This window comes from Arthrobacter sp. ERGS1:01 (genome assembly GCF_001281315.1).
Taxonomy (GTDB): domain Bacteria; phylum Actinomycetota; class Actinomycetes; order Actinomycetales; family Micrococcaceae; genus Specibacter.
In genome coordinates this window covers 3,326,477-3,338,340 of sequence record NZ_CP012479.1, presented here as the reverse complement: position 1 = coordinate 3,338,340, position 11,864 = coordinate 3,326,477, and the positions used below count along the sequence as shown (strand labels likewise).

11 protein-coding genes are annotated in these 11,864 nt (G+C 68.0%); 5 read left to right on the top strand and 6 right to left on the bottom strand.

Annotated features, from left to right (window positions below):
• Window positions 1-68 precede the first annotated feature (68 nt).
• On the top strand, window positions 69-1,643 hold the full coding sequence (locus tag AL755_RS19090) for a Na+/H+ antiporter (RefSeq protein ID WP_054012354.1): 1,575 nt from the start codon (window positions 69-71) through the stop codon (window positions 1,641-1,643).
• Here AL755_RS19090 and AL755_RS19085 read toward each other — a convergent pair.
• Genes AL755_RS19085 through AL755_RS19065 form a run of 5 tightly spaced genes read right to left on the bottom strand, consistent with a single transcriptional unit; the run spans window position 1,627 to window position 6,787 of the window.
• Window positions 1,627-2,982, bottom strand: a complete 1,356-nt coding sequence (locus AL755_RS19085) for an LLM class flavin-dependent oxidoreductase (RefSeq protein ID WP_054012353.1) — start codon at window positions 2,980-2,982, stop codon at window positions 1,627-1,629. The two genes, AL755_RS19090 and AL755_RS19085, sit on opposite strands and share 17 nt — an antisense overlap.
• Window positions 2,983-2,984: 2 nt before the next feature.
• Window positions 2,985-3,923 (bottom strand): TauD/TfdA dioxygenase family protein, encoded by a 939-nt coding sequence (locus tag AL755_RS19080; RefSeq protein WP_054012352.1) that lies wholly within the window; start codon window positions 3,921-3,923, stop codon window positions 2,985-2,987.
• A gap of 37 nt (window positions 3,924-3,960) precedes the next feature.
• Window positions 3,961-4,866 (bottom strand): ABC transporter permease, encoded by a 906-nt coding sequence (locus tag AL755_RS19075; protein WP_054012351.1) that lies wholly within the window; start codon window positions 4,864-4,866, stop codon window positions 3,961-3,963.
• Window positions 4,866-5,744 (bottom strand): ABC transporter ATP-binding protein, encoded by an 879-nt coding sequence (locus tag AL755_RS19070; protein WP_054012350.1) that lies wholly within the window; start codon window positions 5,742-5,744, stop codon window positions 4,866-4,868. The genes AL755_RS19075 and AL755_RS19070 overlap by 1 nt, the downstream gene beginning before the upstream one ends.
• 2 nt (window positions 5,745-5,746) lie before the next feature.
• Complete coding sequence (locus tag AL755_RS19065; RefSeq protein WP_054012349.1) at window positions 5,747-6,787, bottom strand: ABC transporter substrate-binding protein; 1,041 nt, start codon at window positions 6,785-6,787, stop codon at window positions 5,747-5,749.
• Between the two features lie 324 nt (window positions 6,788-7,111).
• Here AL755_RS19065 and AL755_RS19060 point away from each other — a divergent pair, with 324 nt between their 5' ends.
• The 3 genes from AL755_RS19060 to AL755_RS19050 all read left to right on the top strand — a co-directional run bounded on the left by AL755_RS19060 (window position 7,112) and on the right by AL755_RS19050 (window position 9,532).
• Complete coding sequence (locus AL755_RS19060) at window positions 7,112-7,984, top strand: HpcH/HpaI aldolase/citrate lyase family protein (RefSeq protein WP_054012348.1); 873 nt, start codon at window positions 7,112-7,114, stop codon at window positions 7,982-7,984.
• A 113-nt stretch (window positions 7,985-8,097) separates the two neighbouring features.
• Window positions 8,098-9,015, top strand: coding sequence for a hypothetical protein (locus AL755_RS19055; RefSeq protein WP_082369422.1), 918 nt, complete (start codon window positions 8,098-8,100; stop codon window positions 9,013-9,015).
• Window positions 9,016-9,292: 277 nt separating this feature from the next.
• Window positions 9,293-9,532: a hypothetical protein gene (locus tag AL755_RS19050; RefSeq protein WP_054012347.1), complete on the top strand. Its 240-nt coding sequence runs from the start codon at window positions 9,293-9,295 to the stop codon at window positions 9,530-9,532.
• Between the two features lie 120 nt (window positions 9,533-9,652).
• Here AL755_RS19050 and AL755_RS19045 read toward each other — a convergent pair whose 3' ends face one another.
• Window positions 9,653-11,203, bottom strand: coding sequence for an MFS transporter (locus tag AL755_RS19045; RefSeq protein ID WP_054012346.1), 1,551 nt, complete (start codon window positions 11,201-11,203; stop codon window positions 9,653-9,655).
• Between the two features lie 78 nt (window positions 11,204-11,281).
• Between AL755_RS19045 and AL755_RS19040 the strand changes: the two genes are divergently transcribed.
• Window positions 11,282-11,836 (top strand): TetR/AcrR family transcriptional regulator, encoded by a 555-nt coding sequence (locus AL755_RS19040; RefSeq protein ID WP_054012345.1) that lies wholly within the window; start codon window positions 11,282-11,284, stop codon window positions 11,834-11,836.
• Window positions 11,837-11,864 lie beyond the last annotated feature (28 nt).

Below are 11,864 nucleotides of genomic sequence, written 5' to 3'. Positions count from 1 at the left end.
GCGGGCGTCAGGCGGCAATTCCCGGCACGGACCCAACCGCCTGACGCCAACCCCGTAAAGTAAACAAGGTGGAACAGCTCGTACTGATCATCGGACTCTTATTCGCCACCGTGGTTGCCGTGGGTCTGGGGGACAGGCTGCGGCTGCCCTACCCCGTGCTCATGCTCATCATGGCCGGGGCGCTGACCTTCATCCCCGGCTTCCCGGACCTGCGGATCGACCCCGAACTGATCCTGCCCATCTTCCTTCCGCCGCTGTTGTTCGCCACGGCGCAAAAAAGCTCATGGTCGGTGTTCCGGATCCGGTGGCGGACCATCCTGCTGCTGGCCGTGGCCCTCGTGGTGGTCTCCACCGCGATGGTGGCGGGGGCCGCCTGGCTGCTGATCCCCGGGATAGGCCTGCCCGCGGCCCTGGCCCTGGGCGCCATGGCAGCCCCGCCGGACCCGGTAGCCGTGGAATCCGTGGCCGGACGCGTCCACATGCCACGGCGCCTGATCACGGTGCTCCAAAGCGAGGGATTGTTCAATGACGCCGCGGCCATCGTGATCTTCCAGGCCGCCGTCGCCGCCGCCATGGACGGCGAGGCGTTCGGCCCCGGCGTCATCGGCAAGTTCGCGCTGGGAGCCGTGGTCGCCGTCATCGTCGGCATGGTCATGGGTTGGGTGACGGGGCTCATCACCAAGCTCATCACCTCCTCCGTGGCCCGCAGCGCCGTGACCCTGGTGGTGCCATTCGCCGCGTACATCCTGGCCGAGGAGGTCCACGCCTCGGGGGTCATCGCCGTCGTCGTCACGGCTCTGGAGATCAAGCGGCACGCCCGCGCCGAGGACGCCACCGAACGCATCACCCGCGCCGCGTTCTGGGACGTGGTGGAACTGCTCGTCACGGGCCTCGCGTTTGGCCTGGTGGGGCTGGAGGTCCGCGAGGTCATCAAGGCCGAAGGCTCCGCGATTTGGGGCATGCTGCCGCTCGCCATCGGGATCAGCGTGCTGGTGATCGTCGTCCGGTTCGTGTGGCTGTGGCTCGTGGCGCTGCTCTCCGCCAAGCGCGACGGCGACCTCCCGCCCACCAGCCTGAAGGACGTCGTCATCCTCACCTGGTGCGGCATGCGCGGGCTGGCCACCCTGGCCCTCGCACTGGCCCTGCCCACCGCGCTACCCAACGGCGACGCGTTCCCCGGCCGGCACGAGATCATCGTGGTGGCCTGTGCCGTACTGCTGGCCACCCTGGTGCTGCCGGGCCTGACCCTGCCCTGGCTCATGCGCGTGCTCAAAGCCACCGACGACGGCGCCGAGGAACGTGAGGCGGCCAAGCTCCTGGCCCTGCGCGCCCAGGGAGCGGCCGTTGCGGCGCTGAAGGACAACGACGTCATCCAAAACCTGCCGGCGGAGAAGCTGGCCCTGGTGAAGTCCAAGATGCTGCGCCTCCATGCCGAGCTCCTGGACGGCAGCCTCAAGAACGAAGGCAAGGAGGCGCAGCGCAAACGCGGACGGGAACTGGCAATCGCGGTTCAGACGATCGCCCTGGATGCGGCCCGGCAGGAAGTGTTGCTGGCCCGCAACGAACCGGATACGGACCCCGAGGTGGCGGACCGGGTGCTGCGCCAGCTGGACCTGCGCACCATGATCATGCCGGACGCCTGAGCTCCAAGTCGTCCGGTTGCACCTCGGCTTCGGTCACCACGGGACGCGCCAGGCCGTAGTGTTCGCGCAGGGTCCGGCCCGTGTATTCGGTGCGGAACAGGCCGCGCTCCTGCAGCAACGGCACCACCTTGTCCACGAATTCGTCCAGACCGCCGGGGAACGTGGGCGGCATGATGTTGAAGCCGTCCGCGGCCCCCGTGGAGAACCACAGCTCGATTTCGTCCGCCACTTGGGCCGGGGTGCCAATGAACGTGTAGTGGCCGCGCGCGCCTGCCAGCCGCTCCGTCAGACCCCGGATGGTCAGCGACTCCTCCCGGGCCACGTCCACAATGAGCTTCTTGCGGCTCTGCGAACCGTCCGTGCCCTCGGGGATCTCCGGCAGCGGGCCGTCCAGGGGATACCCGGACAGCTCGAAGTCCAGCTGTGCCGAGAGCTGCCGGACGCCGTATTCGGGATTCGCCAGCGAGTTCAGCGCCCGGTACTTCTCCTGCGCCTCCTCCACGGTGTCGCCAAGGTAGGCGCTGATGCCCGGCAGGATCAGCAGCTCCGACGCCGACCGCCCGTAACGGCCCAGCCGCCCCTTCAGGTCCGCATAGAATTCCCGGGCCGCGTCCACGCTGAGGTGGGCCGTGAACACTGCCTCGGCGTGGCGGGCGGCAAACTCCTTGCCCGCCTCGCTCGAACCAGCCTGCACCAGCAGCGGGTGGCCCTGGATGGGGCGGGGCAGGTTCAGCGGGCCGCGCACCTGGAAGTGTTTTCCGTGGTGGTCGATGCTGCGGATCTTCCCGACGTCGCTATAAATGCCCGACGCTTTGTCCGCCACCACGGCGTCGTCGGCCCAGCTGTCCCAGAGGGCCTTCGCCGTCTCCAGGAACTCGTTGGCCCGCTCATAACGGGCCGCATGGTCGGGGCGGTCGGCCAGGTTGAAGTTCCTGGCCTCACCCTGCCCGGCCGAGGTGACAATGTTCCAGCCGGCACGCCCGCCGCTGATCCGGTCCACGGAGGCCAGCGCCCGGGCCAGCGAGTACGGCTGGTTGTACGTGGTGGACGCCGTCGCGATGAGCCCGATCCGGCTGGTGGCCGTGGCCAGTGCCGACAACAGGGTCAGCGGTTCAAAGGAGTGGTGGACGTTGTAGGTGATGTTGTGCGAGATCGCCAGGCCGTCCGCAAGGAACAACGAATCGAGTTTGCCCCGCTCGGCGGCCCGGGCGATCCCCACATAGTGGTCAAGCCCCAGCTCGGCGCGCGGATCGACATCGGGGTGGCGCCACGCGGCCTCATGGTGGCCGGTGCCGTGCAGGAACGCGTTCAGGTGCAGCTGCCGGGTTTGCTTCGACATGGTCAGGACACCTGAGCAATCACGGAGTAGGCCGAGGAATCGCCCTGCACGGGCTGGCTGGGCAGCCCGGCGACGCCCACCGGGACGTCACCGGCGATCGTGACCCGGTTGAGCGTGCGCGGCGCCCCGTCGAAATTGTCGGGGGCGTAGTGCTGGGTGATGCGATTGTCGAAGAGCACCACCTGGTTGGGTTCCCACGCGACCCGGACAATGTTTTCCGGCCGGGTCACATAGGCCTGCAGCAGCCGGATGATGTCCTTGGATTCGGTGTTGGACAATCCCACGATCCGCAGCCGCTGGGCGAAGCCGCCAATGAACAAACCGCGTTCGCCGGTCAGTGGGTGGACCCGGACCACGGGGTGCACGGTTTCAAAGATCTCCCGGGTGAACTCCGCACGGCGCTCGGTGGCATTGGCGTGCTCGAGGTTCTTGGGCACCGAGTAGTCGTAGTCGTTGGTGTGCACGGCCCACAGGGAGTCGGCAAAGGTGCGCAGCTCCTCCGGCAGGTCCTTGTAGGCGGCGGCCGATGAGGCGATGAGCGTTTCGCCGCCATAGGGCGGCACGGTGATGCTGCGCAGGGTGGAGGCCTGCGGGGGATTGAGCACAAAAGTGACGTCGGTGTGCCAGGTGTTCGCGGAGCCGTTTTCGCTGTCCACGGGGAGCACGTTTTTGGCGCCGTCCACGGACGCCACCGTGGGGTGGGCCGCGGTCAGGGGGCCGAAGTGGGCGGCAAAGCGGACCTGGTCCTCATCCGTGCGGATGTTGGCCTCACGGAACACCAGGGCCTTGTGCCGGTTCAGGGCTGCGCGGATGGCCGCAATCCGGTCCTCGCTGAGCGGGCCGCTGAGGTCAAGGCCGCGGATTTCGGCGCCGATGCGGCTGCCCAGCTTGGTGAAGTGGAGTGTTTCGGTGGTGACGGGGGATTCTGCCGTGGTGGTCATGGGGATTCCTTAGTGGGTTTTGAAATGGTGGACGGGTTTAGGCGGTGAAGGAGCTGCGCCAGCGGGAGAAGTGCCGCTCGGCGGCGACCAGCAGGACGTTGACCAGCAGACCCAGCAGCGAGACGGTCAGGATGCCGGCATACATTTGCGGGATCAGGAAGCTGCTCTGGGCGTTGGTGATGAGATAGCCCAGGCCGGCCTTGGCCCCGACCATCTCCGCGGCGATCAGCACCAGGATGGCCGAGGTGCCGGCCATCCGGATCCCAGTGAAAATGGTGGGCACGGCCGAAGGCAGGATCACCTTCCGGAACAGGGCCAGATTGCCCAGGCCCAGCGACCGTGCCGCCCGCACCAGCAGCGGGTCGACCGTGCGCACCCCGGCAATCGTGTTCAACAGCACCGGGAAGAACGCGGCGAACGCCACGATGGTGATCTTGGATTCCTCGCCGATGCCCAGCAGCAGAGTGAAGACTGGCAGCAGGGCCAGGGCCGCGGTGTTCCGGAACAGTTCCAGCAGCGGGTTCAGGAAGGAGTTCAGCGGCCGGTACCAGGCGATGACCAGGCCCAGCGAAACGCCCAGGGCGACGGCGATCGCGAACCCGGCCGTGGACCGCACCAGGCTGGCGGCAATGTGGGTTTGCAGCTGCCCGTTGGCGATCAGCCCCGCGCCGGCAGCCAGCACCTCGTGCAACGGCGGCAGGAACACCCGGGTGGAATCGCTGGCCAGGTAGGTGGGCCCCAGCTCCCACAGGGCCAGGAACAACAGCACCGCCGCCGATTTCCACAGCCAGGCACCGGCCGTGGCGAGGATCGCACGCAAGACGGCGGCCGGCGTCGTCCGCTTCCTGGTGGCGGCGGCGGGTTCCTGGCTGCCCTGGACGGGCGCAGTTGCGGGCGCCGGCGCGGGCGGGGAGTCGGGGCGTTGGGTGGCGATGGTGCTCATCAGGCTGCGCTCCTGCGGGGTGTGGGACGTTCGTCCGGCGCTGTGCCGTCCGGGAGTACCTTGCGGTGGCCGGCGTCCCGTGCCGCCTGGACCTCGTCGTGGAGCAGGGTCCAGACCTTGTGCCGGTGTTCGCTGAATCCGGGGGTGGAGCGGATGTCCGCCTCCCCGTCGCGCTCGCCGAGGTCGATGTCCACGATGGCCTTCAGCCGGCCGGGCCGGGAGCTGAGGACGGCCACGCGCTGGCCAAGGTAGACGGCCTCGTCGATCCCATGGGTAATGAAAACCACTGTCTTGCCCGTCTCCTTCCAGATGCGCAACAGTTCGTCCTGGAGCTGTTCGCGGGTTTGCGCGTCCAGGGCGGCGAACGGCTCATCCATCAGCAGGATGTCCGGTTCATAGGCCAGGCTCCGGGCAATGGCCACGCGTTGCTTCATGCCGCCGGAGAGTTCGTGCGGATACCGTTCGGCGAAGCCGGCCAGGCCCACCAGCTCGAGGTATTCGAGGGCCTTCGCCGCGCGCCGGCGGCGGTTCAGGCCCGTGCCCTCCAGTCCGATCGAAACGTTCGTCGACGCCGTCCGCCACGGGAACAGCGCATATTGCTGGAACACGACGGCGCGGTCATGGCCGGGGCCGGTGACCTCCTTGCCGTCCACCAGCACCGCCCCGCCGGCCGGCCGGGTCAGGCCGGCCAGCAAGTCCAGCAGGGTGGTCTTGCCCGAACCACTGGGGCCCACGATGGTCAGGAACTCGCCGGGCCGGACGTCGAGGTTGACGCCGTCCAGCACCACCAGGTTCCCGGTTCCCCGGGCCGAGGCACCTTTTGCCGGGCGGATCGGGAATTCCTGGCGGATGTCGCGGAGACTGATCTTTGCCTGCATGGTCATCCTTTCGCGGCGGCTGATGCGGGGGTACCCGCCAGCTCGTTGAATTTGTTGGTGTAGTACTTCTCGGGTTGCAGCGTCCCGGTGACCACCCCGGCGTCCTTCAGGTAGCCGGCCCAAAGCGTGAAGTCCTTGTCCGCGATGACGCCGTTGTTGGGGACGCCGGGGCTCTTCCAGAACTGCAGGGCCGCCGTGCTTTCGCTGCGTCCGCGGCCCTGGATGATCTTGGTGAACCGGGCGATCACCTCCGCGCGCGGGGTCTCCGTCTCCCACTTGATGGCCTTGGCCACGCCCGTGGTGAAGGTCCGCACGGTGTCGGGGTTTTGGGCGATGAAGTCGTCGCGGAAAACGTATTGGCCGCCCGGGAACGTGCCGAAGAGCTTGAAGTCGTTGAACAGCGACCTGAGCCCGCCGGCGGCCACGGCGTGGTCCTGGAGCACCGAACCGAGCGCGCCGACGTCGACCTGGCCGCGGCGGACCGCCTGTTCGGTGTCATTGGGTGGCAGCACCACCAGCTGGACCTGTTTGATCTCTGCCTCGCTGAGCCCGTTCTGCAACAAGAACGTGTGGATGACGGCCTCGGACTGCCCGCCCAGGGTGTTGACGCCGATCTTCTTGCCGATCAGGTCCCGCGCCGTGTGGATGGGGCTGTTGTCCAGCACGTAGTAGCCGCCAAAAGTCTTGGCGTCCGAACCGTAGTAGTTCACGACGCCGGTGATCTTGGCTCCGGCGTCGGCCAGCTTGACCACGGCCCCCGTGAAGGCGCCGCCAAAGTCGGTCTGGTCGGTTGCGGCGGACTGGATGTCCTGGGGACCGCTGATGGTGTTGCCCACCCAGTCCAGTTTGATGTTGCCGAGGTAGCCCAGATCGGCGGCCAGCTCCGGCAGCGTGACCGAGTTGGCCGAGCCCTGGTACCGCAGCGTCGTGACCTCATGGCCGCCACCTCCGGCGTCGGCTGTGGCCGGGCCACCGCAGGCGGAGACGGCCACGGAGAAGAGGACGGCGGTCGCTGCGGTGAGGAGTGCTAGATGGCGTTTCATGGTGCCCTGTCTTTTGCCTGGTCCCCGGTGCCGGGTGGCGCCGATGTGTGCGGGACGGGTTGGTCTTAGCGGTTGCTTTGACCGATGCAACACCACATTCGGGCGGGGCGGAAGCAAGTGCGTCACGCCGGGAAACTGCGGGAAACCGGGCGAAACCAGGGGCAATGCGCTGACACATTTTCGCCGGTGACGGCACGTGACGGCCGGTTACCCAGGGTGACCGGCCGGCGCGCCCGCACAACTGGTGAGTTCCGCCAGCAACGCGCGCCCGGGCTTGTAGAACGGCGCCTCGAATCTTGGCGTCAGGCCGTATACGGTAGAAGCATGTCTAGTACCGTTGGCAGCGACGCCTCCTCCCAGCCCACCCGCACACGCAACATCCCGGCGGAAATCGCCCGCTCCTGGCTCTTGGTGCCCGCAACCCGTCCGGAAATCTTTGACGAAGCGGCCAACTCCCGCGCCGACGCAATCGTGTTGGATATCGAAGACGCCGTCGACCCCAAGAAGAAGGACGCGGCCCGTGCCGACGTCATCAACTGGCTCCGCAACGGCGGCAAGGCCTGGGTCCGCATCAACGACGTCCACTCCGACTTCTGGGCCGACGACGTCGCCGAGCTGCGCAACATTCCCAACCTGCTCGGCGTGATGCTGGCCAAGACGGAAAACGCGGAGCAGGTCAAGGAGACCTACCACCGCCTCGACGGCAAGACCCGCGTGCTGGCGCTGGTGGAATCCGCCGTCGGCATCGAGGAAGCCAACAACATCGCCAAGGCCGAGGGCGCCTTCCGCCTGGCCTTCGGCTCCGGCGACTTCCGCCGCGACACCGGCATGGCCGCCGACCGCGAGGCCATGGCCTACCCGCGCGCCAAGCTCGTCGTCGCCAGCCGTGTCGGCAACCTGCCCGGCCCGATCGACGGCCCCACCGTGGGCACCAACCACCCGATCCTGCGCGAACAGTCGGCCATCACGGTCTCGATGGGCATGACCGGCAAGCTGGCCCTGGCCATCGACCAGACCACCATCATCAACGAGGTCATCAGCCCCACCCCGACCGACGTCGCCTGGGCCACCGACTTCATGAACGACTTCAACGCCCGTGGCGGCGTCATCCGCGACGGCTCCGACCTGCCCCGCCTGGGCCGCGCCGAGAAGATCATGAAGCTGGCCGTGGCCTACGGCGTCCAGCCGGCCAGCTAGTCCGGTGACATTCGCAGGCTCGGCCGGAGCCGGGTATGGGCCCCCGGGAGCGGCTTCGGGCGCCCGCGAAGCGGGCGGGGGGCCCATACCCGGCGAAGGCCGAGCCTGGACACATGCCTGACGGCGGGCTGGTCCGCGGGGTGTCCTGGGGTGCCGACGGGCCTGCCCTTTCACTGATCACGGACAACGCCGACACCCGGCTGCCGTTGTCGGCCGGGCAGTGGCTGCGGTGCCGGGTGGAGTCGGGGCCGGGTGTTCCCGCCCGGTTCTGCCTGGGCTATTCCACCGTGCAGGGACCAGTGGACTCGCAACACTTTGCCTGCCCCACGAAGTCGGCCGCCGAGCGCGGATTCCAGTGCGGGCCGTGTTTTGGGCGCGACGATTTCCGGTTCATGCACGACTTCCACCGCAGCGGCATCGCCCCGCCCGGGCTGAAGGCGTATCTGGCCCAGCCGCATTGGCTCTACATCGCCACCTTTGCCGACGGCACCACCAAGGTGGGCACGGCGTCGGACCGCAGCAAATGGAGCCGTCTGGCCGAGCAGGGCGCACTCGTGGCCAGGTATGTGGCCCGGGCCCGCGACGGTTCCGTGGTGCGGCACCTCGAGGATGCCGTGTCAGCGAACCTGCCGCCCACCCAATTCGTGCGCGGCGCGGCAAAGTTCACCGCACTGCTCAATCCCCGGCCAGCCCTGCACCTGGAGCAAACCAATCAGGCGATGGCCGACGTCGTCCGCGGCTTCGTGGCCGGCCTGCCGATCGACGGTTTCGAAACCGTGGAGGAGCAGTGGGAGCGCAAGCCGTTCTCCGACGCCGTGGCGCTGCCGGGCCGGCGCACGGCGTACCCGCAGCCGCTGGAATCCGGCGGGCACGGCCTGCGCCTGGACTCCCTGCTGGGCGGGTACGCGCTCGTAGCAGTCGACGATGCCGATACGGCCTTCCTGGCCGACCTTTTCGCGCTCAAGGGCCGGCGCATCGCCTTTGGCGACTACTCCACCGATGTCCCGGCGCTGCAGGAATCCCTTTTCTGATCCCCACCGACCGTGGGCCCATTCGGGTCCCTCGGCCGGTAGCGTCTCCCGGCCTCCCAAAACTCGCTTCGCTCTCCCCGCCCGCTCCCACCACTCGCAAGCTCGCGGCGGGCCCCTCGCCGGCCGTGGGCCCTTTCGGGTCCCTCGGCCGGTAGCGTCTCCCGGCCTCCCAAAACTCGCTTCGCTCTCCCCGCCAGCTCCCACCACTCGCAAGCTCGCGGCGGGCCCCTCGCCGGCCGTGGGCCCATTCGGGTCCCTCGGCCGGTAGACTTGGACCGTGCTTAACGAATTCTGGGAAACCGCGCCGGCCGCCTACAAATACACCGTTTTTGGTGGCATGGCCCTGACCGCCGTGGGCATCATCATCATTATCATCGGGGCCGCGTCCACCACGCCGTCGCTGACGTTTGTGGGCCTGCCATTCATCGGGGTGGGCCTGATCGCCCACATGACCTCCATGGCCCTGCGCGGACGCGCCGTCCGCAAGGCGCTCAAAGCCGCCGACAAAAACAAGTAGAGTTCCCGCCGCCGATCCGCGGCAGATAAGAAAAGCCGGCGTTCGCGCTTTCGGCCGGCGGTATACCGCCAGCCGAAAGCGCGAACGCCGGCTTTTTTTCACATGGCCGCAGCCAGGAGCCTAGTGGTCCACCGGCGTCGGGCTTGATTTGGCCGAACGCAGCGCCCACAGGCACATGAGCGCCGCCCCCAGCATCAACACCACGCCCACCATGGCAACCACGCCCTGGCCGGAGTCGAAGGCGTGCTTGGCCGAATCCAGCAGCGCCTGGCCCTGCGCAGCCGGCAGCGTACCGGCGACCTCGATGGCCCCGCCCAGCGTCTGACCGGCAGTGTGCGCCCCGGCCTCCGGGATGCCGGCCGGCACCGCCACATGCAGGCGGTACGCGGCGGCGAGGATGCTGCCCAGCACGGCGGTACCCAACACCGAACCCACCTCGTAGGCGGTCTCGGAGATCGCCGACGCCGCACCCGCCTTGGCCGGCGGGGCTGCGGAGAGGATGAGGTCGTTGGAGATGGTCTCCGCGATGCCCACGCCGGCGCCGAGCACCACGAACGCCGCAATGATCCCGGCCACGGAACCGCTGGAGTTCAGCAACACGAGCAGGAATCCGACGGCGTTCAGCAGCAGGCCGGCGGCCACCAGCCGGGACGGCTTGAAGAATTTGGCCAGGGACGCCGCCAACAGCCCGGTCACAATGGAGATCACGAGCCCGGGCACCAGCACGAACGCGGCCTCGGTGGGGGAGAGTCCAACCACGAGCTGCAGGTGCTGGGTGATGAAGTACAGGAATCCCACCAGCGAGAAGATGCTCAGCAGGTTGGCCAGGACACCGCCGCTGAAGACGGGGTTCTTGAACAGGCGCACGTCCAGCATGGGGTTGCGGCGGCCCAGCTGGCGTCGCACGAACACCACGCCCAGGCCCAGGCCCACCGCGATGCAGACCACGTTGGTGAGGGTCATGCCCGTCTGGGCGATCTCCTTGATGCCGAAGATGGTCGGCACCATGGCGCCAAAGGACAGCAGGATGCTCAACGGGTCGATCTTGCCCGGCGCGGGATCCTTGGACGCCGGCACAAACAGCGGAGCCAGGATCAGCAGGGGGATCAGCACGGGCACGGCCAGCAGGAATACTGCACCCCACCAGAAGTGCTCCAGCAGGAATCCGCCCACGATCGGGCCCAGCGCCGCGCCGCCGGAGAAGCAGGCCGCCCACACCGCGATGGCGGTGCGGCGCTGGTCCTGGTGCGCGAAGAGGTTGCGGATCAGCGACAGCGTGGAGGGCATGAGCATGGCGCCAAACACGCCTAGGAGCGCCCGGTAGCCGATGAGGGCCGTGGCCGACGGCGCAAACGCGGCCAGCACCGAGACCAGGGCGAAGCCGGTGCTGCCCAGCAGGAGCAGCCGGCGCCGGCCGAAACGGTCGGCCAGGCTGCCCATGGGAACCAGCAGCGCGGCCAGGACCAGCGGGTAGACGTCGATGATCCACAGCAGTTCGGTGGCCGACGGCGTCAGCGCCAGCGAGATGGAGGGGATGGCGAAACTGAGCACGGTGTTGTCCACGGACACCAGCAGGACCGGCAGCATGAGCACTGCCAGGGCGATCCATGAGCGCACTCCTGCGCGGGCCGGGACTGTTCCGGAGGTCGGGGTGTGAAGTGTCAGAGCCATTCCTCCAGTGTAAACCGTCTAGTCGGTACAGTAAACCGTCCGGACGGTGTATTTGCTCACTTCTTGTAGTCTGTTCTGATGACTACACAACCGTCCGCACGCGATCGGATCCTGGCAGCATACGAGGATTTGCTGATCAACGACGGCCCCCGCGCGGCCACCCTTGACGCGGTTGCCGCCGCCGCCGGCGTTTCCAAGGGCGGGCTGCTCTACCACTTCAAGAGCAAGGAAGCGCTGCGGGACGGGTTGCTGGAAAAGATGGCCGAGCTGGCCGCCGTCGACTTTGACCAAATGGCCACCGACCCCGAGGGCAGCGCCAGCTACTACGTGCGCACCAGTGTCTTTGGCGGCACCACCTTCGACAAGACCATCGTCGCGGCCATGCGCCTGGCCCAGGGCGACGACAGCACCGTCCGGACGGCTTTCTCGGCCGTCCACGCCACCTGGTACGGCCTGATCCTTGCCGACGTCGGCGACCCCGCCGTGGCCCGGGCCATCATGCTCCTCGGCGACGGGCTCTACTACAACGCGGCGCTCTTTGGCCTGCCGTCCCTGCCCGCCCACGACGCCGGCCCCGACGGCGGCGTCGACGTTGCGGCACTGCTGGCCGTGGTGGCGCGAATGCGGTCTTAGCCTGCGGTCGCAGTATGCGGTCCGGGGT